General features: G+C 41.7%; 21 protein-coding genes, 5 tRNA genes and 1 pseudogene. 4 read left to right on the top strand and 23 right to left on the bottom strand.

Annotated features, from left to right (window positions below; all coding sequences use genetic code 11):
• Positions 1-23: 23 nt before the first annotated feature.
• From rpsG to rpsU, 21 genes are all read right to left on the bottom strand, one after another.
• Positions 24-500: a 30S ribosomal protein S7 gene (gene rpsG / locus IR173_RS10025; RefSeq protein WP_237039484.1), complete on the bottom strand. Its 477-nt coding sequence runs from the start codon at positions 498-500 to the stop codon at positions 24-26.
• A gap of 159 nt (positions 501-659) precedes the next feature.
• On the bottom strand, positions 660-1,073 hold the full coding sequence (gene rpsL / locus IR173_RS10020) for a 30S ribosomal protein S12 (RefSeq protein WP_005844840.1): 414 nt from the start codon (positions 1,071-1,073) through the stop codon (positions 660-662).
• Between the two features lie 190 nt (positions 1,074-1,263).
• A complete protein-coding gene (locus tag IR173_RS10015; RefSeq protein ID WP_237039483.1) occupies positions 1,264-1,605 on the bottom strand; it encodes a DUF3467 domain-containing protein in 342 nt (113 codons plus the stop codon).
• Positions 1,606-1,704: 99 nt separating this feature from the next.
• Positions 1,705-2,487, bottom strand: coding sequence for a sensor histidine kinase (locus IR173_RS10010; RefSeq protein ID WP_237039482.1), 783 nt, complete (start codon positions 2,485-2,487; stop codon positions 1,705-1,707).
• Positions 2,488-3,207: 720 nt separating this feature from the next.
• Positions 3,208-7,497, bottom strand: a complete 4,290-nt coding sequence (gene rpoC / locus IR173_RS10005) for a DNA-directed RNA polymerase subunit beta' (RefSeq protein ID WP_237039481.1) — start codon at positions 7,495-7,497, stop codon at positions 3,208-3,210.
• A 36-nt stretch (positions 7,498-7,533) separates the two neighbouring features.
• Positions 7,534-11,346 carry a DNA-directed RNA polymerase subunit beta gene (gene rpoB, locus IR173_RS10000; protein WP_237039480.1) on the bottom strand — a complete coding sequence of 1,271 codons (3,813 nt, stop codon included), beginning with the start codon at positions 11,344-11,346 and terminating at the stop codon, positions 7,534-7,536.
• A gap of 104 nt (positions 11,347-11,450) precedes the next feature.
• Complete coding sequence (rplL, locus tag IR173_RS09995; protein WP_005941908.1) at positions 11,451-11,828, bottom strand: 50S ribosomal protein L7/L12; 378 nt, start codon at positions 11,826-11,828, stop codon at positions 11,451-11,453.
• Between the two features lie 46 nt (positions 11,829-11,874).
• Positions 11,875-12,393 carry a 50S ribosomal protein L10 gene (gene rplJ / locus IR173_RS09990; RefSeq protein WP_237039479.1) on the bottom strand — a complete coding sequence of 173 codons (519 nt, stop codon included), beginning with the start codon at positions 12,391-12,393 and terminating at the stop codon, positions 11,875-11,877.
• Positions 12,394-12,408: 15 nt separating this feature from the next.
• Positions 12,409-13,107 (bottom strand): 50S ribosomal protein L1, encoded by a 699-nt coding sequence (gene rplA / locus IR173_RS09985; RefSeq protein WP_005941912.1) that lies wholly within the window; start codon positions 13,105-13,107, stop codon positions 12,409-12,411.
• 15 nt (positions 13,108-13,122) lie between these two features.
• On the bottom strand, positions 13,123-13,566 hold the full coding sequence (gene rplK / locus IR173_RS09980; protein ID WP_005941913.1) for a 50S ribosomal protein L11: 444 nt from the start codon (positions 13,564-13,566) through the stop codon (positions 13,123-13,125).
• A 58-nt stretch (positions 13,567-13,624) separates the two neighbouring features.
• The gene (gene nusG / locus IR173_RS09975; RefSeq protein WP_237039478.1) at positions 13,625-14,167 is read right to left on the bottom strand and encodes a transcription termination/antitermination protein NusG; all 543 of its coding nucleotides are present in this window, start codon (positions 14,165-14,167) and stop codon (positions 13,625-13,627) included.
• A gap of 15 nt (positions 14,168-14,182) precedes the next feature.
• Positions 14,183-14,377 carry a preprotein translocase subunit SecE gene (gene secE / locus IR173_RS09970; RefSeq protein WP_117912541.1) on the bottom strand — a complete coding sequence of 65 codons (195 nt, stop codon included), beginning with the start codon at positions 14,375-14,377 and terminating at the stop codon, positions 14,183-14,185.
• Between the two features lie 16 nt (positions 14,378-14,393).
• Positions 14,394-14,466 (bottom strand) — tRNA-Trp (locus tag IR173_RS09965).
• Between the two features lie 56 nt (positions 14,467-14,522).
• Positions 14,523-15,707, bottom strand: a complete 1,185-nt coding sequence (gene tuf / locus IR173_RS09960; protein WP_237039477.1) for an elongation factor Tu — start codon at positions 15,705-15,707, stop codon at positions 14,523-14,525.
• 51 nt (positions 15,708-15,758) lie between these two features.
• Positions 15,759-15,830: transfer RNA gene (locus tag IR173_RS09955), tRNA-Thr, on the bottom strand.
• Between the two features lie 7 nt (positions 15,831-15,837).
• Positions 15,838-15,910, bottom strand: a tRNA-Gly gene (locus IR173_RS09950).
• 32 nt (positions 15,911-15,942) lie between these two features.
• Positions 15,943-16,025, bottom strand: a tRNA-Tyr gene (locus tag IR173_RS09945).
• A 44-nt stretch (positions 16,026-16,069) separates the two neighbouring features.
• Positions 16,070-16,143 (bottom strand) — tRNA-Thr (locus IR173_RS09940).
• A 97-nt stretch (positions 16,144-16,240) separates the two neighbouring features.
• The gene (hpf, locus tag IR173_RS09935) at positions 16,241-16,540 is read right to left on the bottom strand and encodes a ribosome hibernation-promoting factor, HPF/YfiA family (RefSeq protein ID WP_237039476.1); all 300 of its coding nucleotides are present in this window, start codon (positions 16,538-16,540) and stop codon (positions 16,241-16,243) included.
• Between the two features lie 15 nt (positions 16,541-16,555).
• Complete coding sequence (gene xerC / locus IR173_RS09930; protein WP_237039475.1) at positions 16,556-17,437, bottom strand: tyrosine recombinase XerC; 882 nt, start codon at positions 17,435-17,437, stop codon at positions 16,556-16,558.
• Positions 17,438-17,514: 77 nt separating this feature from the next.
• Positions 17,515-17,706, bottom strand: a complete 192-nt coding sequence (rpsU, locus tag IR173_RS09925) for a 30S ribosomal protein S21 (protein WP_005941924.1) — start codon at positions 17,704-17,706, stop codon at positions 17,515-17,517.
• Between the two features lie 169 nt (positions 17,707-17,875).
• On the opposite strand from rpsU, the gene IR173_RS09920 reads away from it, so the two are divergent.
• The 3 genes from IR173_RS09920 to IR173_RS09910 are packed head-to-tail and all read left to right on the top strand — an operon-like array spanning position 17,876 to position 20,764.
• Positions 17,876-19,681 carry an aminopeptidase P family protein gene (locus IR173_RS09920; RefSeq protein WP_237039474.1) on the top strand — a complete coding sequence of 602 codons (1,806 nt, stop codon included), beginning with the start codon at positions 17,876-17,878 and terminating at the stop codon, positions 19,679-19,681.
• 9 nt (positions 19,682-19,690) lie between these two features.
• Positions 19,691-20,227 carry a gamma carbonic anhydrase family protein gene (locus tag IR173_RS09915; protein WP_237039473.1) on the top strand — a complete coding sequence of 179 codons (537 nt, stop codon included), beginning with the start codon at positions 19,691-19,693 and terminating at the stop codon, positions 20,225-20,227.
• 45 nt (positions 20,228-20,272) lie between these two features.
• Positions 20,273-20,764, top strand: coding sequence for a porin family protein (locus tag IR173_RS09910; RefSeq protein WP_237039472.1), 492 nt, complete (start codon positions 20,273-20,275; stop codon positions 20,762-20,764).
• A gap of 63 nt (positions 20,765-20,827) precedes the next feature.
• On the opposite strand, the gene IR173_RS09905 is transcribed toward IR173_RS09910, so the two are convergent.
• Entirely contained in the window at positions 20,828-21,532 is a 705-nt protein-coding gene (locus IR173_RS09905; RefSeq protein ID WP_237039471.1) for a response regulator transcription factor, read from the bottom strand.
• Between the two features lie 57 nt (positions 21,533-21,589).
• Positions 21,590-21,835: pseudogene (locus tag IR173_RS09900) on the bottom strand (ATP-binding protein); the annotation flags it as partial.
• Positions 21,836-21,859: 24 nt separating this feature from the next.
• On the opposite strand from IR173_RS09900, the gene IR173_RS09895 reads away from it, so the two are divergent.
• Entirely contained in the window at positions 21,860-23,104 is a 1,245-nt protein-coding gene (locus tag IR173_RS09895) for an outer membrane beta-barrel family protein (RefSeq protein ID WP_237039470.1), read from the top strand.
• The last annotated feature ends 219 nt before the right edge of the window (positions 23,105-23,323 follow it).

Here is a 23,323-nt window from a genome sequence, read left to right as displayed (position 1 = left end):
TTACTTATTTAATTATTACTTGATTAGAATCTGAAGTGAGCGAATGCACGGTTAGCTTCTGCCATACGGTGCATATCTTCTTTACGCTTGAAGGCACCACCCTGTTCGTTGAATGCGTCGATGATTTCAGCAGCCAATTTATCTGCCATTGATTTACCACCACGTTTACGAGCGAAAAGGATCAAGTTTTTCATTGAGATTGATTCCTTGCGATCAGGACGGATTTCAGTAGGAACTTGGAATGTAGCACCACCTACACGGCGAGACTTAACTTCCAGCTGAGGAGTTACGTTATCCAAAGCCTTCTTCCAGATTTCCAAAGCTGATTTTTCTTCGTTAGGAAGTTTTGTTTTTACTGTTTCCAATGCAGCATAGAAGATTTCATAAGAGGTATTCTTCTTTCCATCATACATCAGATGGTTAACGAATTTAGAAACCTTCTGGTCATTAAATACCGGATCCGGAAGGATCACACGTTTTTTTGGTTTTGCTTTTCTCATTTTTCTTTAAAAAATAATGTTTTTTGTTTGGGGCTGCGACTCTTGTTTACTTCAACGCTTCCACCGAAGCATTTACTCAACCTTTATAGCTTATTCCAACAAACCAAAAACTTAAATTAAAATACTTTTTTCTTTTCGGAATTTCAGCTAGGCTTCAAATTACTTTTTACCTTTTCCTTTTGCAGGAGCTGCTGCTTGTCCAGCTTTCGGGCGCTTAGCACCGTATTTAGAACGTCTTTGTGTACGACCAGCCACACCTGCTGTATCCAAAGTACCACGAACGATGTGATAACGTACACCCGGAAGGTCTTTCACACGACCACCGCGAACCAATACGATTGAGTGTTCTTGCAAGTTGTGTCCTTCTCCCGGAATGTAAGAGTTCACTTCCTTAGAGTTTGTCAGACGTACACGAGCAACTTTACGCATTGCTGAATTCGGTTTCTTCGGAGTAGTAGTATACACACGAACACAAACACCACGTCTTTGAGGACATGAATCCAGTGCCGGAGACTTACTTTTCTCAACCAAAACCTCTCTTCCTTTTCTTACTAACTGTTGAATAGTAGGCATTTTGTTTGATTTTTAATTGTTATATATTGTTTATTAATTTACTAATTCAATCCAAAACTATACATTTTGGGCTGCAAAGTTACGAATAACATTTTAATAAACAATACTTTTAAGCAATAAAAATAGTCTGTCTCTCAAAAAAATCTTTTGAAAGACAGACTAATATGCCATTTACACGACAAAGTATAGCTTATGCTTCTCCCTTAAAGCCGCTCATAGGCGGAATAAAAGTCTTGCCGTCAGGACCACCGTTGGCACCATTCATCTCTTCAGGCATACGGACCGGTCCGAAATTACGTTCATATTTTGCCACATTTTCTTGCAAAGCATACATCAGGCGCTTAGCATGCTCAGGAGTCAATACAATACGAGATTGCACCCCTGCTTTCGGCAATCCGGGCATTACACGCACGAAATCTACTATAAATTCAGAGCTGGAATGTGTAATTATGGCAAGATTGGCATAAGTGCCTTGTGCTACTTCTTCTTTCAACTCTATTTGGAGCTGATTGTTGTTTTTTTCGTTTTCCATGATTATTTTCTTCTATATTAAAAGGTAAATATTATCTGCTTCTTAGTAGCAGACGAGCAAAAGTAAGGAAAAGGAATCAATCAAGCAACAATAGACACACTAAATATCATTTTTTTCTATAGAAGAGAGAGCATAAGGAATAGTAAACCAGAAACAAGCTCCTTTTCCCTCCTCTGATTCTACACCAATACATCCTCCCATTTTTTCCACAATAGTGCGACAAATTGCAAGTCCCAGCCCCGTACCCGGTTTAGCGGAATCAAGTCTGACAAATCGTTCAAACACTTTTTGCTTTTGAGATTCAGGAAGGCCGCATCCGGTATCAGACACATAAAAATAAAGCATTTTCCCATGAATTTCATAGCCTAAATGAATGCTGCCTTTGGTCGTAAACTTAATAGCATTTGTCAATAGATTAATAAGCACTTGAGAAAGCCGTTTTTTCTCCGTCACAATAAAGCAAGGAGCAGAAAGTGTAACACAATTCAAGACAACCTCCTCTGTGACAATCCGTGTACGCATCGCGCTTGCCAGTTCTTCCAGTAACATATTCAGTTCCACTTCTTCCTCTGCAAAAGTCAATGTTCCCGATTCTATTTTCGACAGGTCCAAAATATCATTAATAAGCTGAAGCAACAATGAACAATTATTTTCCAGAACGTCCGCATACATTCGCTTTTCTTCCTCGGTAGCAGCAGTAACAATCAAGTTCGAGAACCCCATAATAACATTAAGCGGCGTTCGTATCTCATGGCTCATATTGGCAAGAAACACCGATTTGTTTTGATTAGCGGCTTCGGCTTGAGCCTGTGCAGCCCTAGCTTCCCTCAATTCGACTTGTAATTGGCGGTTGAGTTCTTCCAGTTCTTCTATTGTTTTCATAGCGGCCTAATGTATCTCCCTCCCTGCTCCCTAAGGATGGCATAAATATATAAAAGCGTGGGAACTGTTTTAATGTCTTATCTGCGTTAGAGGTATCCCCATACCCACGGAACAAATAAAAACAACAGTCCCACGCCGTTATGCATATTTCCTTTTAGAAGGAAGTATAAACACACGACGTGAGCGTTCTGTTGTATCCACTTTGTTCCGCTTCGAAAATTGGGGATTTTCTAACACAAAGTAATATCAAAAACGCTCTATTAACATTAACATATCAAACACGAACTCTCTTTGTCGCTTTGACTGACTACAAATATAGATATATTATTCTGAAAAAAGGACTATTATTATCAAACTTTTAGAAAAACAATGAGAGTCTGTTTAAAAATGGCTGAAATCTTTTTATCATCAAATATGATTTACGAATAATTTGGAAGATTGGTTGGTAATTCACACGTAGGCACGCATCGGTTCATACATACGGTGGCGTAAGCCTACACATACGTACGCGTAAGCCTACGCGTACGTATGCATAAGCCTATACATATATATGTCATTGTGTCAGGTTAAGTCGACCTTATTAGCTAAGAAATCTGTGCTATGTAATGGCGGGGGAAAGTGATAGAGCCAGAGAAAGAGAATATACCGGTTTATTAAATAAAAAAGGTCGGTCTCCCCTTAGGAAAACCGACCTTCTATTTAGAGTCTTGATGAATTGTATTATTCTACTTCACTATAGTCAAGTACATTTTTGCGATTTGCCAAGATGCGGTCGTATTCTTCTTTTGAACCAACAACAATCTTTTCAAATTCACGCTGTCCGGTACCGGCAGGAATCAAGTGACCACAAATCACATTTTCCTTCATACCTTCCAGTTTATCTACTTTACCATTGATGGCAGCTTCGTTCAGAACCTTGGTTGTTTCCTGGAAGGATGCAGCCGACATGAAGCTTGAAGTTCCCAAAGCAGCGCGAGTAATACCTTGCAGAATCTGAGTAGATGTTGCAGGGATAGCGTCACGCACTTCAACGGGTTTCAAGTCACGACGCTTCAACATACTGTTCTCATCACGCAACTTACGGGCAGTTACAATCTGACCCGGTTGTAAGTTCTGAGAATCACCTGCGTCAACGACAACTTTTTTACCCCAGATGCGGTCATTTTCTTCCATGAAATCTTGCTTATCCACCACTTGCTGTTCCAAGAAGCGGGTATCGCCCGGTTCATCAATTTCAACTTTACGCATCATTTGACGAACGATAATCTCAAAGTGCTTATCATTAATCTTCACACCTTGCAGACGATAAACATCCTGTACCTCGTTTACGATATATTCCTGCACAGCCGTAGGGCCTTTAATGGCCAAGATGTCGGCAGGAGTAATCGCACCGTCAGACAGCGGAGTTCCGGCACGTACATAGTCGTTCTCCTGAACAAGAATCTGCTTAGAAAGATTAACCAAGTACTTCTTCACTTCACCCGTCTTGGATGTTACAATAATTTCACGGTTACCACGTTTAATCTTACCCATGGTAACTTCACCATCGATTTCAGAAACCACAGCAGGGTTAGACGGGTTACGTGCCTCAAACAATTCTGTTACACGAGGCAGACCACCGGTGATATCACCAGCCTTACCGACAGCACGCGGAATCTTCACAAGGATGTCACCGGCCTTCACCGATTGATTGTTTTCAATAACAACGTGTCCACCCACAGGGAAGTTATAAGTACGTATCAAGTTACCATCTTCTGTCGTAATATGAGCAGAAGGTACTTTTGTCTTATCCTTAGATTCGATAATGATGATTTCACGCAAACCGGTAGCTTCATCTGATTCCACCTTATAAGTTACGTTCTCAACCATACTTTCGAACTCAATCTTACCGGTTGCTTCGGTAATGATAACAGCGTTGAACGGATCCCATTTAGCAATCAGTTTACCTTTTTCAACCACATCACCGTCAGCAGCATACAATTTAGAACCGTAAGGAACATTATGAGTTGATAAAATGATACCGGTATTTACATCAATAAAGCGCACCTCAGCCAAACGGCCTACTACCACTTTCACGGCTTCACCGGTAGTTTCATCTACAGTATCAACAGTACGAAGTTCCTCAAATTCCAGACGAGCATTGTTTTTGGCAACAATACTTGCATTGGCAGCCATGTTACCGGCGATACCACCGGCATGGAACGTACGCAACGTCAACTGAGTACCCGGCTCACCGATAGACTGTGCAGCGATGACACCGACAGCTTCTCCCTTTTGAACCATACGGCTTGAAGCAAGGTTACGTCCGTAACACTTGGCACATACGCCTTTCTTCGATTCACAAGTCAATACAGAACGGATTTCTACGCTTTCAATCGGAGAATCTTCAATTTCCTGTGCAATATCTTCAGTAATCTCTTCACCTCCGGCAACAATCAACTTACCGGTTGTAGGATGAATAATATCATGTACAGAAACACGTCCGAGGATACGTTCGTACAGAGTAGCAATAACTTCATCATTATTCTTCAAAGCAGTACAAACCAAACCGCGAAGTGTTCCACAGTCTTCTTCATTAATAATCACATCATGCGACACGTCTACCAGACGACGAGTCAAGTATCCGGCATCGGCAGTCTTCAACGCGGTATCCGCCAAACCTTTACGAGCACCGTGGGTAGAGATAAAGTACTCCAACACAGACAAACCTTCCTTAAAGTTTGAAAGAATCGGGTTTTCAATAATCTGAGCTCCTTCAGCACCAGCTTTCTGCGGTTTAGCCATCAAACCACGCATACCTGACAACTGACGAATCTGTTCCTTAGAACCACGGGCACCGGAATCAAGCATCATAAATACTGAATTGAAACCTTGGTCATCGTTCTTAATAGTCTTATAAAGGATATCAGACAAGTCACTGTTGACATGAGTCCATGTATCAATAACCTGGTTGTAACGTTCATTATCAGTGATGAAACCCATATTATAGTTCATCATGATTTGTTCTACTTCTTCGTTACCGCGTTTTACCAGTTCTTCTTTTTCCTTCGGAATGATAATATCACCCAAGTTGAATGACAGACCACCCTTGAACGCCATATGGTAACCTAAGTTCTTAATACCATCCAAGAATTCACAAGCACGAGCAACACCCACCGCCTTGATAACATCACTAATGATGTCACGCAAAGACTTTTTAGAAATAATGGTATTCAGATAACCCACTTCTGCCGGAACGATTTCATTTACAATCACACGGCCTACAGAAGTTTCCTTCATCATTACATCTACAATATTGCCATCTTTATCCAAGTCTTTTACGACAACGTTGATAATTGCATGGATATCTACCTTACCTTCATTATAAGCAATCAAAGCTTCTTCCGGTCCATAGAATGTCAGTCCCTCACCTTTAGCACCTTTTCTCAGTTTTGTAATATAATACAAACCGAGTACCATATCCTGGGCGGGTACGGTGATAGGCGCACCATTAGCCGGGTTCAAAATATTATGTGCCTGAAGCATCAACATCTGAGCTTCCAATACAGCTTCATTGCTTAAAGGCAAGTGAACAGCCATCTGGTCACCGTCAAAGTCGGCATTGAACGCAGTACATGCCAATGGATGCAACTGGATAGCCTTACCTTCAATCATGTGTGGCTGGAATGCCTGGATACCCAAACGGTGCAATGTCGGCGCACGGTTCAACAATACCGGATGACCTTTCATTACATGCTCCAAGATATCCCAAATAACAGGCTCTTTACGGTCTACTATCTTCTTGGCTGACTTAACCGTCTTCACAATACCGCGTTCTATCAATTTACGGATAATAAACGGTTTGTAAAGTTCGGCAGCCATCAATTTAGGAATACCGCATTCTCCCATTTTCAGTTCAGGACCAACGACAATTACCGAACGGGCTGAGTAGTCAACACGCTTACCCAACAGGTTCTGACGGAAACGTCCTTGCTTACCTTTCAAACTGTCGGACAGTGATTTCAACGGACGGTTTGCATCTGTTTTTACAGCACTGGACTTACGTGAATTATCGAACAATGAATCGACAGCTTCTTGCAACATACGTTTTTCGTTGCGTAAGATTACTTCAGGAGCTTTGATTTCAATCAGTCTCTTCAAACGATTGTTACGGATAATCACACGGCGATACAAATCATTCAAGTCAGAAGTCGCAAAACGACCACCATCCAACGGCACCAACGGACGAAGTTCTGGAGGAATCACCGGAACAATACGTACAATCATCCATTCAGGTTTATTGCGTCCGCGAGATGCGCGGAACGATTCAACAACCTGCAGGCGTTTCAATGCTTCATTCTTACGCTGTTGTGAAGAGTCGTTGCTTGCCTTGTGACGCAACTCATAAGAAAGTGCATCCAAGTCAAGTTTAGCCAACAAATCATAGATGGCTTCAGCTCCCATCTTAGCAATAAACTTGTTAGGATCTGTATCTTCCAAATATTGATTTTCTCTCGGAAGTTTTTCCAGCAAATCCAGATATTCCTCTTCTGAAAGCAAATCATATTCATTTACGCCTTCTTCAGCGGCAGCACCCGGCTGAATAACGACATAACGTTCATAGTAAATAATAGAATCAAGTTTCTTGGTGGGCAATCCCAACAAGTAACCGATTTTGTTCGGCAATGAACGGAAATACCAGATATGTGCCACAGGCACTACCAACTGGATATGTCCCATACGTTCACGACGAACTTTCTTTTCTGTCACTTCAACACCGCAACGGTCACAAACAATTCCTTTATAACGAATACGTTTATACTTACCGCAATGACATTCATAGTCTTTTACCGGACCGAAGATGCGTTCGCAGAACAAACCGTCACGTTCAGGTTTGTAGGTACGGTAGTTGATAGTTTCAGGCTTCAACACCTCACCACTCGAATTCTCAAGGATTTCTTCAGGTGAAGCCAAACCAATTGAGATTTTCGAGAAATTACTCTTTATCTTCGTTTCTTTTCTAAAAGCCATACTTTCTTGTTTATATTGTAAAGAGTTATATTTTTATTATTCAAGGTTGATACTCAGTCCCAATCCTCTCAATTCATGTAACAATACATTCAGAGATTCAGGGATACCCGGAGTAGGCATCGGCTCACCTTTTACAATAGCCTCGTAAGCCTTAGAACGTCCAACAACGTCATCAGACTTAATAGTCAGGATTTCCTGCAGGATGTGTGCTGCGCCAAATGCTTCGAGCGCCCAAACTTCCATTTCTCCGAAACGCTGACCACCGAACTGCGCCTTACCACCAAGCGGTTGCTGAGTAATAAGAGAGTACGGACCGATAGAACGTGCATGCATCTTGTCTTCAACCATGTGACCCAATTTCAACATGTAAGTCACACCTACCGTTGCCGGTTGGTCAAAACGTTCACCGGTACCACCATCACAAAGATACGTCTTACAGTAACGAGGCAATCCGGCTTTATCCGTCCATTCATTCAAGTCATCCATAGATGCACCATCGAAAATAGGAGTAGCAAATTTCACGCCTAATTCTTTTCCGGCACGACCTAATACGGCTTCAAAAATCTGACCGATGTTCATACGAGAAGGCACACCCAACGGATTCAATACGATATCTACCGGAGTACCATCTGCCAAGAACGGCATATCTTCCTGACGGACAACACGGGATACAATACCCTTATTACCATGGCGACCTGCCATCTTATCACCCACACCAATCTTACGTTTCTTAGCAATATAAACTTTAGCCATCTGAATAATACCTGAAGGCAGCTCATCACCTATTGTGATAGCAAACTTCTTACGTTTCAGCTCGGCATCCAGTTCTTTATATTTCTTCAGGTAATTCATTACCAAGTCACGAATCATATCGTTCTTGTGAGCATCCGCCGTCCACTTACTCAACTGAATCACTGTATAATCCAATGACTCAAGGTCGCGTTTTGTAAACTTAGCTCCCTTAGCAATAACTTCGGTTCCCAAGTAATCTTTTACACCCTGAGATACTTTACCATTAGTTAACACCAACAATTTATCAATCAAGATATCTTTCAGCTTAGCTGCCTTTTCATCGAATTCATCATTCAGTTTCGGCAAAATAGCTTTGTCGGCGTTCTTTTCACTTCTAGTTTTCACTACACGCGAGAACAACTTCTTATCGATAACGACACCACGCAATGAAGGAGAAGCTTTCAGTGAAGCATCCTTTACATCACCGGCCTTGTCACCAAAGATGGCGCGAAGCAGTTTTTCTTCAGGAGAAGGATCTGATTCTCCTTTCGGAGTAATCTTACCAATCAGGATGTCACCCGGTTCAATACGAGCACCCACACGTACAATACCGTTCTCATCCAAATCCTTAGTCGCTTCTTCACTCACGTTAGGAATATCAGAAGTCAATTCTTCCATACCGCGCTTTGTTTCGCGCACTTCCAATATATATTCATCCACGTGCACAGAAGTCAACAAGTCTTCACGTACTACGCGTTCATTCAATACGATAGCATCCTCATAGTTATATCCCTTCCAAGGCATATAAGCCACCAACAGGTTCTTACCCAATGCCAACTCACCACCTTGTGTTGAATAACCTTCCGTCAGAATATCACCTTTCTTCACACGCTGACCCTTATCACAAATGGGACGAAGGTCAATAGTCATGCTCTGGTTGGTCTTACGGAATTTAGGAATCCTATATTCTTTCAAAGCAGGTTCGAAGCTGACGAATTCCTCATCTTCCGTTCTGTCATACAGAATCCGGATAGTAGTTGCATCTACATATTCGATTACACCGTCACCTTCAGCAGCAATCTGAGTACGAGAATCTTCAACCAATTGTTTTTCAATGCCTGTACCCACAATAGGAGCCTCAGTACGCAACAAAGGAACTGCCTGGCGCATCATGTTAGAACCCATCAACGCACGGTTAGCATCGTCATGTTCCAAGAACGGAATCAAAGATGCCGCAATAGAAGCAATCTGTTGAGGAGATACATCCATCAACTCTACCTGATCAGGAGTAACAACCGGATAATCGGCATCGCGACGGGCCTTCACCTTGTCACGAACAAATTTACCTTCATCATCCAAAGGCGCATTACCCTGAGCAATAATCTTATCTTCTTCTTCTTCTGCAGTCAAGTATTCAATTCCTTCATCAGAAATATCCACCTTACTATCAGCTACCTTACGATAAGGAGTAGAAATGAAACCGAGTTCATTAATCTTAGCATACACACACAAAGAAGAAATCAAACCGATATTAGGACCTTCAGGGGTTTCAATCGGACACAAACGACCATAGTGAGTATAGTGTACGTCACGAACCTCGAAACCGGCACGTTCACGCGACAAACCTCCAGGGCCTAACGCAGACAGACGACGTTTGTGAGTAATTTCAGCCAACGGATTGGTCTGGTCCATGAACTGTGACAATGCATTCGTACCGAAGAATGAATTGATAACGGAAGAAATCGTCTTCGCATTAATCAAATCAATCGGAGTGAACACTTCATTGTCACGCACATTCATACGTTCACGAATAGTACGAGACATACGAGCCAAACCTATAGCAAACTGATTGGACAACTGCTCTCCCACTGTACGCACACGACGATTACTCAAATGGTCGATATCATCAACATCAGCCTTAGAGTTAATCAACTCAATCAGATATTTGATAATCTCAATAATATCTTGTTTTGTCAATACCTTCACATCCATATCCGTAGTCAGTCCCAACTTTTTGTTGATTCTGTAACGGCCTACTTCGCCAAGGTCATATCTTTTTTCAGAGAAGAACAGGTTATTGATAACCTCACGAGCACTGGCATCATCAGCAGGATCTGCATTACGCAACTGACGATAGATATAAAGCACAGCCTCTTTTTCAGAGTTACTCGGGTCTTTCTGAAGAGTATTAAATATAATAGAATAGTCTGATGAATTAGCTTCTTCCTTATGAACAAGGATATTCTGAACGCCTGAGTCAATAATCTCATCTACGTGATCTGCTTCAAGTACAGTTTCACGGTCAATGATGACTTCGTTACGTTCAATAGAAACAACTTCACCAGTGTCTTCATCTACAAAGTCCTCTGTCCATGTCTTCAAGACACGTGCAGCAAGCTTTCTTCCTACAACTTTCTTTAAGTTGGCCTTATTGACTTTAACTTCTTCAGCCAAATTAAATATTTCGAGGATATCTTTATCATTTTCGAAGCCGACAGCTCTCAACAGCGTTGTAACAGGCAACTTTTTCTTACGGTCGATATAAGCATACATCACATTGTTAATGTCAGTAGCGAATTCGATCCATGACCCCTTGAATGGGATAATACGTGCAGAATATAATTTTGTACCGTTAGCATGCACACTTTGTCCAAAGAATACACCCGGAGAACGATGCAACTGAGAAACGACAACGCGTTCAGCACCATTAATCACGAAAGTTCCCTTCGGAGTCATATAAGGAATAGGGCCCAAATAAACATCTTGAATAACGGTATCAAAATCCTCATGATCGGGGTCTGTACAATAAAGCTTCAATTTAGCTTTCAAAGGTACACTATAAGTGAGCCCACGCTCTAGACAATCATCTATTGTATAGTGAGGGGGATCAATGTAGTAGTCCAAGAACTCAAGGACAAAGTTATTGCGTGTATCAGCGATAGGGAAGTTTTCAGCAAATACTTTATACAGCCCGTCGTTCTTTCGTTTTTCGGGTGGGGTATCCAGTTGTAAAAAGTCTTGGAATGACTTCAATTGCACTTCCAGGAAATCCGGATACTTCATCGGATTCTTGATGGAAGCAAAATTTACTCTTTTGTTTTCTGTATTTGAAGACATCTGATAATTTATTTGTAGAACTTAATAATAATATAGACACAAAAAGGTTAAGAATCCTCGTCTAGAGGATTCCTAACCGAATTACCTGATAATCAGGCTTAATATTATTTAAGCTCAACTTCAGCTCCAGCTTCTTCCAAAGTTTTCTTCAGTGATTCAGCTTCGTCTTTAGCCAAGCCTTCTTTTACTGTGCTAGGAGCACCGTCTACCAAGTCTTTAGCTTCTTTCAAACCAAGACCACATGCTTCTTTAACGGCTTTAACAACCTGCAATTTAGCAGCACCAGCGCTCTTCAAAACTACATCGAAAGATGTTTTTTCTTCAGCAGCAGCTGCACCACCTGCAGCAGGACCAGCAGCAACAGCTACAGCTGCAGCAGCAGGTTCAATACCGTATTCTTCTTTAAGGATAGTTGCAAGTTCATTAACTTCTTTTACTGTCAAGTTAACTAATTGTTCTGCAAAAGCTTTCAAATCTGCCATTTTTGTATGATTTTAATTGTTTGTTACTAATTGATTATAAAATTGATTATTCGGCACGTTCGCCCAGAGTTTTAAGCACTCCATGAATGGTGTTACCACCTGATTGAAGAGCAGAAATAACGTTCTTGGCCGGTGATTGCAGCAAAGCAACAATTTCAGCAATAACTTCATTTTTACTCTTAATATTAGCAAGAGCTTCGAGTTGATCAGCACCTACATATATTCCTTCTTCTGCATAAGCAGCTTTCAGTGTAGGAACTCCATCTTTGTATTCTTTCAGCAACTTAGCAGGAACGTTTGCAGTTTCGCAGAACATTACTGAAGTTGTACCTTTCAAAGAGTCAAATAACGGAGAGAAATCAACATCTTCGATACTCATCAAAGCTTTGTGAAGCAAAGAGTTCTTCACAACTACCAGCTTAACACCGGCTTTGAAACATTTTCTTCTCAGGTCGCTTGTAGCAGCTGCATCCATGGCAGTTGTATCAACCAAGTAGAAATGTCCATATTCTTTTACGGTGTCAGCCAACTGACCAATAATAACGCCTTTATCTTCCTTTCTCATGATTCCTCCTTATTATTAGATTTCTTCTACAGTTTTGGGATCAATCTTGATACCCTTACTCATAGTACTTGAAAGATAAATACTCTTAATATAGGTACCCTTAGCTGAGCTCGGTTTCAGTTTAATGATAGTAGCGATAAATTCTTTCGCATTATCACGAATCTGGTCAGCAGTAAAAGAAACCTTGCCAATTGAAGTATGAACGATACCGCTCTTATCAACCTTAAAGTCAATCTTACCTTGCTTAACTTCCTTAACAGCTTTAGCTACATCCATAGTTACAGTACCACTCTTAGGATTCGGCATCAATCCGCGAGGACCGAGAACACGACCAAGAGCACCGATCTTACCCATGATAGACGGCATTGTGATGATTACATCAATATCTGTCCATCCACCTTTGATCTTTTCAATATATTCATCAAGACCAACATAGTCAGCACCAGCTTCTTTTGCAGCAGCTTCAGCATCAGGTGTACACAGAACCAAAACACGTACTTGCTTACCAGTTCCATGAGGCAGTGAAACTACGCCACGAACCATTTGATTAGCTTTACGAGGGTCTACACCTAAACGTACGTCAATATCTAATGAAGCATCAAATTTAGAAAAAGTGATATCTTTAACTAATTGTGCAGCTTCTTTCAGTGAGTATGCTTTCCCTGCTTCAATTTTTTCTGCAGCCAACTTTTGATTTTTTGTCAGTTTACCCATTATAATTGAAGTTTATTAGTTATTACCCGGGAATTCCCCTTTTACAGCGATACCCATACTTCTAGCTGTACCTGCCACCATAGTCATAGCAGACTCGATAGTAAAACAGTTTAAGTCAACCATTTTGTCTTGAGCAATCGCACGTACTTGTTCCCAAGTAATCTCGGCAACTTTTTTACGATTAGGCTCAGCAGAACCACTCTTAACCTTAGCCAACTCAAGCAATTGAATAGCTACGGGAGGAGTCTTAATAACAAAATCAAAAGACTTATCTGCGTAGTAGGTAATGATTACAGGTAAAATCTTACCTGCCTTGTCCTGGGTTCTGGCATTGAATTGCTTGCAAAACTCCATGATGTTAATACCCTTAGAACCTAAAGCAGGTCCAACGGGAGGTGATGGATTTGCAGCGCCTCCTTTAATCTGTAATTTGATTAGTCCAGCAACTTCTTTAGCCATTTTTTTCTAATTTTTATATATTAATTATAGCGAAAGACAATGCACGTAACAGAATGCATTATTCTTTCTCGACATCCATAAAGCCAAGTTCCAACGGAGTTTTACGTCCGAAGATCTTAACCATAACCTTTAGTTTCCGTTTTTCACTGTTCACTTCTTCAATGAGACCACTGAATCCACTGAACGGTCCAACGATTACTTTCACTGTTTCTCCTACGGTATAAGGAACATTCAGTTCTTCACCACCCTCTTGGAGTTCATCCACCGTACCAAGTATACGATTCACTTCCGATTGTCTCAAAGGCACCGGATTCTCGGAGCCTCCCAAAAAGCCAATCACATTGGGAGTGTTTCTCAAATGATGAGCAACCTCACCGACGAGAGCAGCCTCGACCAAAACGTATCCGGGAAGATAACTTCTTTCCTTCACAATTTTCTTACCATTGCGAACCTGATACACTTTCTCGGTAGGAATCAACACCTGAGATACATACTCGCTAAGGTCACTATTCCTGATGTCAGCATCAAGATATTCCTTAACCTTGCTTTCTTTTCCACTGACGGCACGTAATACGTACCATTTTTTTTCAATCTCAGACATTTTACTCACAATTAATTAGTGCGGATAGATAATATCTTCCATTACGAACTGGAAGACTGAATCCATAAGAAAAACGACTAGTGCAATGAGTAGGGAAGCATATAAAACAACCACTGCACTATTTGAAAGTTCTTTACGAGTCGGCCATGATACTTTATGGACTAATTCGTCATAAGATTCTTTACAATAATTTGTTACTTTCTGAAACATATTCTTTCAAGTTTAGCACGGGAGGAGAGGCTCGAACTCCCGACACCCGGTTTTGGAGACCGGTGCTCTACCAACTGAGCTACTCCCGTAAAAATCAGTTCCCGGCGTTTTACGACCGAGAACTGATCATATTTTATAATGTGTATTAGTCAATAATTTCAGTAATCTGACCAGCACCTACTGTACGTCCACCTTCGCGGATAGCGAAACGCAAACCTACGTTGATAGCAACCGGGTAAATCAACTCAACTGTAATAGTTACGTTATCACCAGGCATTACCATTTCAGTTCCTTCCGGCAAAGTGATTTCACCTGTACAGTCCATAGTACGCAAGTAGAACTGAGGACGGTATTTGTTGTGGAACGGAGTGTGACGACCACCTTCTTCTTTCTTCAAGATATAAACCTCAGCTTTGAACTTAGAGTGAGCTTTAACCTGACCCGGCTTACACAGAATCATACCACGTTTGATTTCTGCCTTGTCGATACCACGAAGCAACAAACCTACGTTATCACCAGCTTCACCTTGATCCAACAGTTTACGGAACATTTCAACACCAGTTACAACTGATTTCTTATCTTCACCTAAACCAAGGATTTCAACTTCATCACCTACATGGATAATACCTGATTCGATACGACCTGTAGCTACAGTACCACGACCTGTGATAGAGAACACGTCTTCAACCGGCATCAAGAAAGGTTTATCGATATCACGCGGAGGCAATGGAATCCAAGTATCAACAGCTTCCATCAATTCCATGATTTTATCTTCCCACTGAGCAACGCCATTCAAAGCACCAAGTGCAGAACCGCGGATGATAGGAGTATTGTCACCGTCGAAATCATAGAATGAAAGCAATTCACGCATTTCCATTTCTACCAATTCCAACATTTCTTCATCTTCAACCATATCACACTTGTTCAAGAAAACAACCAGTCTAGGTACGTTTACCTGACGAGCCAACAAGATGTGTTCACGAGTCTGAGGCATCGGACCGTCTGTTGCAGCACAAACGATGATAGCACCATCCATCTGAGCAGCACCAGTAACCATGTTCTTTACATAGTCAGCGTGACCCGGACAGTCAACGTGAGCATAGTGACGATTAGCTGTTTGATATTCTACGTGAGAAGTATTGATAGTAATACCTCTTTCTTTTTCTTCAGGAGCGTTGTCGATTGAATCGAAAGAACGCAATTCTGAAAGACCTTTTTTAGCCAACACAGTAGTGATAGCAGCAGTCAAAGTGGTTTTACCGTGGTCAACGTGACCGATAGTACCAATGTTAACGTGCGGTTTCGAACGTTCAAATTTCTCTTTAGCCATAGCTTTACTTGTTATTTATTTGATTAATAATCAGCAATTACGTTATCTAAGAGCTGTTACCGAGATTTGAACTCGGGACCTCTTCCTTACCAAGGAAGTGCTCTACCACTGAGCTATAACAGCAAAAAAGAGCGGAAGACGGGGCTCAAACCCGCGACCCTCAGCTTGGAAGGCTAATGCTCTATCAACTGAGCTACTTCCGCAATTCTAAAGACCATTAGTCTCAATCAAAGTGTGGGCAAAGATGGATTCGAACCACCGAAGGCGTAAGCCAGCAGATTTACAGTCTGCCCCATTTGGCCACTCTGGTATTTGCCCAACTTTTCTTCAAAGATCAATTGATGTTCCCATCATCTCTTTCGAGCCTCTTGTCGGATTCGAACCAACGACCCCGAGATTACAAATCACGTGCTCTGGCCAACTGAGCTAAAGAGGCTTATTTCTAAAACTTTGCAGCTCTTGCCCCTCGAAGGGCTAAGCGGCTGCAAAGTTAGATATTTATTTTAATTCTCAAAAACTTTTAGCGACTTTTTTTATTTGCCGCGTAGTTTTTCTTTCGTTTTTGTCAATTGCTTAGACAGTGCATCCACGCACACATCTATTGCTTCTTCGAATGTATCGCTCACCTTCTCCGCAAAAAACTCTCCATTCATGGCCAAAACTTTAATTCCGACCTCTTTATTCATAGCGGTTTCCGGTTTTACTACTTTTAATGACACCTCCACCTTATTTATATCATCGCAATACTTTTCTAATTTAGTCGCCTTCTTCTGAATAAAATCCTGAAGTTTTTCAGACGCATCGAAATGAATAGCTTGAATTCTTACTTCCATAATTACCTCCTTTTTTTACGCTCTTGGATGAGCTTGTTCATACACTTTTTTAAGTTCTTCAAAAGTCGTATGCGTATAGATTTCCGTCGTTGTCAGACTTTCATGCCCCAGAAGCTCTTTTACAGCACCCAACTCCGCCTGATTATTCAGCATCGAAGTAGCAAAACTATGCCTTAACACGTGCGGACTTCTTTTTTTAAGCGTTACAACTTTTGACAGGTTCCGTTTCACTAAATTATATACCTTCATGGGGTACAACCTTTTTCCATCCTGTTTGACGAAAAAAGCCTCCTCCCTATCGGGTATTGCTTCATCTCTTACTTTAATATAATTAAGCAACGCCATCCTCAGTTCATCACCGAAAGGAATTAGCCTTTGCTTATTTCTCTTTCCCGTTACTTTAATAAGAGAAGCCGAGAAGTCGACATCCGCGTCATTCAATCCAATCAATTCCGAAAGCCGTATGCCTGTAGCATAAAACATTTCGATTATCGTTTTATCCCGACAGCCGGCAAATCCCTTTTCGCAAGGAATTTCGTCCAACAGCCTATTCATATCTTCTTCCTTCACAAAGACCGGCAGAGGCTTCTTTTTTTTAGGACCAGTCACTTTACGTGTCGGATCCACCACCACTACCTTCTTTCGCAAGAGATAACGATAAAACGAACGGAGAGAACTCAGTTTCCTATTTACCGAAGTAGAAGTATATCCACCATCCATCAGGTTTACCACCCATGAACGGATGACGTCTGCATCTACCGTAGTAAAATCCACCTCCTCGTCAACACTCTTAAAGAACTCTTCAAATTTGGTCAAATCTGTTCCATAGCTAACAATCGTTTTCTCGGAACAGTTTTTTTCCAACCGAAGATAATCCAAAAAAGATTCTATTAACATAAGAAACGTCGCTTCATTAATTCAGCAACGAATATATGAAAAAGAATTCAATTATTCAAAGAAAGTGCGAGAATTAATTATTCTTCTACCTGCTGAAGTTTCTGCACGTATACAGCACGTTCTTTCTTAAGTCTGTTGATTACAGACGGTTTATCAAACTGCTGTCTAGCTCTCAGTTCTTTTACAACACCTGTTTTTTCAAATTTTCTTTTGAATTTCTTCAGCGCTTTTTCAATGTTTTCGCCTTCTTTTACTGGTACTACAATCATTGTTTTTAATAATTAAATTATGTTGTTACTAAATTTTTCTATAGTCAAATTGCGGCGCAAAATTACACATACTTTCTTTATTTACAAAACTTTCCGCAAATATTTATCTTAAATAATATAGAAATCGTATCTTTGTCATTGAGTTTAAGTTATTATAAACCAAAATACAATGAAATTTGAAATTAAACAAAGAGTAGCTGCTTTGCGTAAGATTATGCAAAGGAATGGTATACAAGCATTTATACTCCCCACTACCGACCCACATAATAGTGAGTATGTTGCCGCACATTGGGAAGCCCGCAAATGGCTGACCGGCTTCACCGGATCGGCAGGTACGGCAGTCATCACCATGAAAAAAGCAGGGCTATGGACGGACTCACGTTATTTCCTGCAAGCTGCCGAGCAGTTGGAAGGTACAGGTATCACCTTATTTAAAGACCGCATGCCCGGAACTCCTTCTATTGCCGAATGGCTTTCTAAAGAACTTAAAAAAGGAGATATCATCGGAATGGACGGATGGGTAAACGGTATCGATTTTAAGGAATCCCTTTACGCCGTTTGTTCTCCCAAGGGAATCCAAGTGGAAAGTGTTGCCGACCCCTTTGATGAAATATGGAAGGATCGCCCCTCGTTGCCATCCGACCCCATATTTATATTGGAAGAAAAATATGCCGGACGCTCCTGCCGACAGAAAATAGAACTCATCAGAGAGGAAATACGCAAGAATAATTGCCAAAGTATCTTGTTATCCGCTTTGGATGAGATTGCGTGGACACTAAACCTAAGAGGAAGTGATGTACATTGCAACCCCGTATTCATTAGTTATATGCATATCACTCAGAAGAAAGCTACCTTATATATAATAGAAGAAAAACTTTCGCCTGAGGTCAAAGTCTATCTGGAAGAAAACGGAGTCATCCTCAAATCCTATCATCAGGTAGAGGGTGACATTAAGAAAGTGCGTCAGAACATCCAGGTGTCTCCGGCTCTCAATATGAAACTCTTTAATGCTGCCGGCTATCTAACTGCCAATGGCATTGACACCGGGCACAAGATAATGGAAATTCCTTCTCCCGTCAGTCTTCTGAAAGCGGTGAAAAACGAAACTGAAATAAACGGTTTTCGTCATGCCATGGAACGCGACGGCATAGCTATGGTTAAATTCCTAAAATGGTTGAAAACAGCTGTTCCCGCCGGAAATGAAACCGAGCTGAGTGTCGATCGGAAACTATATGAATTGCGTGCCGAACAAGCGGATTTCAAAGGAATCAGCTTTGATACGATTGCCGGATATAAAGAACACGCAGCTATCGTTCATTACGAAGCAACCCCCGAAACAGATATTCCTTTGAAACCCGAAGGTATGTTACTGCTGGACAGTGGAGCACAATATTTGGATGGAACAACCGACATTACGCGCACCATCGTGCTCGGCCCCCTCAGTAATGAGGAAAAAACAGATTATACATTGGTACTGAAAGGATTCCTTCAGCTACAAAATGCCATATTTCCTGAAGGGACGTGCGGCACACAGCTTGATATTTTAGCGCGTCAAGCCATGTGGAAAGCGGGTGTCAACTATTTCCACGGCACAGGACACGGTGTCGGTCATTTCCTCTGTGTGCACGAAGGCCCTCACCAGATCAGAATGAACTATATGCCCACTCCTCTCCGCCCGGGTATGACAGTGACAGACGAACCGGGCATTTATAAAGCCGGTCGTCACGGTATCCGCACCGAGAACACGTTATTGACTGTTCCTGCAATGGAAACCGAGTTCGGTTCTTTCATGAAGTTCGAGCCGCTAACTCTCTGTCCCATCGACAAAGAGGCTATTGTGACCGATATGTTGACCGACGAAGAAATCACCTGGTTCAACGAATACCATGAAATGGTATATAATCGGTTGAGCTCTCAACTGAACAAAGAAGAGCAGGAGTGGTTAAAAGAAGCAACTTCACCTTTAAAACGCTAAGAAAGAATTATGGCACTTATAAAATCGGTAAGAGGATTCACACCTCAGATTGGAGAAAACTGTTATCTGGCTGACAATGCCACTGTCATCGGTGATGTCGTAATGGGGCGCGATTGCAGCATCTGGTTCAATGCCGTGCTGCGCGGTGATGTCAATGCCATCCGCATCGGTGACCGTGTCAACATTCAAGACGGGAGCGTGTTACACACCCTTTATCAGAAATCAGTAGTCGAAATCGGTAACGATGTATCCGTGGGACATAACGTAACCATCCACGGTGCAACCATCAAAGACGGTGCCCTGATAGGTATGGGGTCAACCGTGCTTGACCATGCCGTAGTAGGCGAAGGGGCTATCGTAGCTGCCGGAGCCTTAGTCTTGAGCAATACCATCATCGAACCGGGAAGTCTTTGGGCAGGCGTTCCCGCCAAGTTCATCAAAAAGATTCCCCCTGAGCAAAGTCGTGAACTGAATGAAAAGATTGCAAACGGTTATCTGATGTATGCCTCTTGGTTCAAAGATGAAGAAGCTAATGAAAAGAAATAAGCAATAACAAAAAAGCAAACTAGTATTCATTCTAATTTATTGATTATGAAAAAGTTACTTATTCTTGCCTGCATGCTGGTATTATTTGTATGCGGCGTTCATGCCCAGCAGGGTAAACAAGCACTTGGGTTTCAAGTAGGTTATGGAACCGAAATCAAAAGCGTGGGCATCGGTGTTAAATACCAATACAACATTCTTGATGCGCTGAGACTGGAACCATCTGTCAACTATTTCTTCAAAAATGACGGAGTTGATATGTTCGACTTCAATGTCAATGCTCACTATCTCTTTCCTGTGGCAAGCGGTGCACGTCTTTATCCGCTATTCGGATTGACTTATACAAATTGGCATTGGGATTTGGGTAAATTTGAAGGAATGGATTTAAGTGGAAATAAAGGAAAGTTCGGCGCTAATCTGGGAGCCGGTGCTGAATTTGACCTTAATTCGCAATGGATGATGAACTTCGAAATCAAATATCAGATTATCAGCGACCTTGACCAAGGCGTATTCAATATCGGATTTGCTTATAAATTCTAAAGATTTGCCGATAACATCTTTATTTACCCATAGGGGAAAGAGCAGGTTTTCCAATCTTTCCCCCTACGGTAAACAAACCAAACTGATCCCCACCCCTTTGAGAGTCTTTATCTGCACCTTTTCATCCTCAGCCAATAATTTACGAAGCCGTGTGACAAAAACATCCAGACTGCGTGACGCAAAATAATCGTCCTCTTTCTCCCAAAGAGTAGAAAGAATAATCTCACGTTTCACCACTTCCCCTATCTTGACACAAAGCATTTTCAGCAGACTGGCTTCACGTTCCGTCAACGTCTTCTCCGTCCCCGAAACAAGATGCCTCAATACCGCATGGGCAGCATCAAACACATAACTCCCACCTATTCTATACATTTCACTCTCATTTCTGGCGCTCACCCCCTGTTTCAATTTCAGCAGTGCACCGATATGCGCATCCAACTCTTCAGCCAAAAAAGGCTTCTTAATATAGTTATTCACACCCAGTTCATAACCTTTCACCACATCTTTGGGCGAGACGCGCCCCGAAGTAAATAAAATAGGCGTATCACCATCCAGTTCGCGAATACGTTTTACCATCTCATAACCGTCCATTACAGGCATTTCAATATCCGAAACAATCACATCAGGATGTTGACCTTTCCATATTTTCAACCCTTCTTCCCCATTCATGGCAGTCGTCACCTCATAACCTCCTATCATATCTTCCAGACCACCACGGATAATGTAACAAAGATTGGCATCATCCTCCACCAACAGCAACTTTATCATAACTTCCTCTCCTATTCTTTTTCTGTTTATTCCGAATCCATTATCACTTTTCCCCGGTCAGTTCAAGAACTCTTTTTGAGGCAGAGAAAGAGAAAATTCGCTATACTCTCCTTCGATGCTCTCTACCCTCACAGTGCCGCCATGTGCCTCAGCGACACGGAGTACATAGTTCAATCCCAGTCCGAATCCGGATGCTCCACCTTTCCGACTGCGAGTGGCGGCCGACGCACGCTCATATTTTTCGAATATACGGCTTTGATCCTTCAAAGGAATGCCGAAGCCATTATCTTTTACCTTGATGACAACCGCACTGCGGCAGACAAACGAATGCATAACCTGGCATTGGACTATATATCACCCATCGGACTGAAAGCCGGAGTGAACTATACTTCTTACCGATCAGAAAGCAATCAGGATTTTACCAACAAAGACAGAGAGGAAAGCGTCAACCGTTTCCAGACTACAAGTGGTCAGAACATAGACCGCTGGAAAGTATACATAGATAGGGAGCATGATATGAAAAATATCGGTACACTGAGCTACGGAGGTTCATTGACTTATGCCAACGATCACAATACGCAGTTTTATCACGCTGTCGGCACCACTGACATGAGCCAACTGAATACAGACAGCCGTTACGAAGAATACACCTGTGACCTATACGCGGGATTCGGCAAAAGTATAGGAGAACGGCTTTCATTCAATGTCTCCGTAACCGGAGAATACTATAAGATGGGCAATTATCATGCCTGGTCTATTTATCCGGCAGCAACAATGACTTATGTAGCAGGCCCCTCACATATCCTGCAACTCTCGTTTACTTCGGACAAGACTTATCCCGGTTACTGGGATTTAAGTGAAAGCACCGGCTATATCAGCGGCTACGAAGAAGTTCAAGGCAATCCGATGCTAAAACCATCCACTGATTATTCGCTCAACCTGAATTATATCTTGAAGAATAAATATATTTTCAGTATAGCCTACGACTATGAACCTCACAGATTCGAGCAGTTGGCCTACCAGAGCAGCGAACGACTTACTCTGATTTATAAAATGCTGAATTGGGATTATCAACAAAGTTTCTCGACAACAACCATCCTTCCGTTCAAAATAGGCAGCCGGCTGGAGAGTCGTGCCACTATGCAGGCCATCTACCATCAGGCTAAATGCGACAACTTCTTCGACATTTCTTTTAATCATAACAAATGGACCGCCCTAGGAATGTTGCAAAACAATATCATCCTTTCCAATCATCCCGACATCCGTATGGAACTGACCGGTCTGTATCTGAGTCCCTCCATTCAGGGAAGCTATACACTGAGTAGTGTATGGGCCGTCAATGCCGGACTACGTTGGAATTTTGCCAATCAGAAAGCCGGCCTAATATTAAAAGCTAATGATATATTCAATTCAATGCAAGGGAATATAGATATCACTTTGCGAAACCGAGGACAATATATGGATATGCACAACAACAGCTATTCACGTCATATTATGCTGACCTTCAACTATATATTCGGAGGGTACAAGGAAAAGAAACATGAAGTGGTAGATACGTCACGATTCAAATAAACAGCTACCCAATAAAAGACCGTGAAGTTTTAAAAAAAGACCATGAAGTATTCAAAAAAGACCTTGAAGTTTTCCGAAAACTCCAAGGTCTTTTTTGGGGAAGGGAAAAGAGATTGTACAAGTAGGAAATACAATCATTCTGAATACCTAACCGAAGTTTGTGAAATCCGCTTTCACACATAACGCGCTCATCTTTCACAAAACGCAACTGACAATCAG

The sequence above is a fragment of the Phocaeicola faecalis genome, assembly GCF_021730445.1.
Taxonomy (GTDB): Bacteria; Bacteroidota; Bacteroidia; order Bacteroidales; family Bacteroidaceae; genus Phocaeicola; species Phocaeicola faecalis.
The sequence above is the reverse complement of the archived record's forward strand: the minus strand, read 5'-3'. Positions and strand labels throughout refer to the sequence as shown.

Coding starts and splice junctions, on each gene's coding strand:
- rpsG (WP_237039484.1), bottom strand. CDS start 500: ATGAGAAAAGCAAAACCAAAAAAACGTGTGATCCTTCCGGATCCGGTA.
- rpsL (WP_005844840.1), bottom strand. CDS start 1,073: ATGCCTACTATTCAACAGTTAGTAAGAAAAGGAAGAGAGGTTTTGGTT.
- IR173_RS10015 (WP_237039483.1), bottom strand. CDS start 1,605: ATGGAAAACGAAAAAAACAACAATCAGCTCCAAATAGAGTTGAAAGAA.
- IR173_RS10010 (WP_237039482.1), bottom strand. CDS start 2,487: ATGAAAACAATAGAAGAACTGGAAGAACTCAACCGCCAATTACAAGTC.
- rpoC (WP_237039481.1), bottom strand. CDS start 7,497: ATGGCTTTTAGAAAAGAAACGAAGATAAAGAGTAATTTCTCGAAAATC.
- rpoB (WP_237039480.1), bottom strand. CDS start 11,346: ATGTCTTCAAATACAGAAAACAAAAGAGTAAATTTTGCTTCCATCAAG.
- rplL (WP_005941908.1), bottom strand. CDS start 11,828: ATGGCAGATTTGAAAGCTTTTGCAGAACAATTAGTTAACTTGACAGTA.
- rplJ (WP_237039479.1), bottom strand. CDS start 12,393: ATGAGAAAGGAAGATAAAGGCGTTATTATTGGTCAGTTGGCTGACACC.
- rplA (WP_005941912.1), bottom strand. CDS start 13,107: ATGGGTAAACTGACAAAAAATCAAAAGTTGGCTGCAGAAAAAATTGAA.
- rplK (WP_005941913.1), bottom strand. CDS start 13,566: ATGGCTAAAGAAGTTGCTGGACTAATCAAATTACAGATTAAAGGAGGC.
- nusG (WP_237039478.1), bottom strand. CDS start 14,167: ATGTCTGAGATTGAAAAAAAATGGTACGTATTACGTGCCGTCAGTGGA.
- secE (WP_117912541.1), bottom strand. CDS start 14,377: ATGTTTCAGAAAGTAACAAATTATTGTAAAGAATCTTATGACGAATTA.
- tuf (WP_237039477.1), bottom strand. CDS start 15,707: ATGGCTAAAGAGAAATTTGAACGTTCGAAACCGCACGTTAACATTGGT.
- hpf (WP_237039476.1), bottom strand. CDS start 16,540: ATGGAAGTAAGAATTCAAGCTATTCATTTCGATGCGTCTGAAAAACTT.
- xerC (WP_237039475.1), bottom strand. CDS start 17,437: ATGTTAATAGAATCTTTTTTGGATTATCTTCGGTTGGAAAAAAACTGT.
- rpsU (WP_005941924.1), bottom strand. CDS start 17,706: ATGATTGTAGTACCAGTAAAAGAAGGCGAAAACATTGAAAAAGCGCTG.
- IR173_RS09920 (WP_237039474.1), top strand. CDS start 17,876: ATGAAATTTGAAATTAAACAAAGAGTAGCTGCTTTGCGTAAGATTATG.
- IR173_RS09915 (WP_237039473.1), top strand. CDS start 19,691: ATGGCACTTATAAAATCGGTAAGAGGATTCACACCTCAGATTGGAGAA.
- IR173_RS09910 (WP_237039472.1), top strand. CDS start 20,273: ATGAAAAAGTTACTTATTCTTGCCTGCATGCTGGTATTATTTGTATGC.
- IR173_RS09905 (WP_237039471.1), bottom strand. CDS start 21,532: ATGATAAAGTTGCTGTTGGTGGAGGATGATGCCAATCTTTGTTACATT.
- IR173_RS09895 (WP_237039470.1), top strand. CDS start 21,860: ATGCATAACCTGGCATTGGACTATATATCACCCATCGGACTGAAAGCC.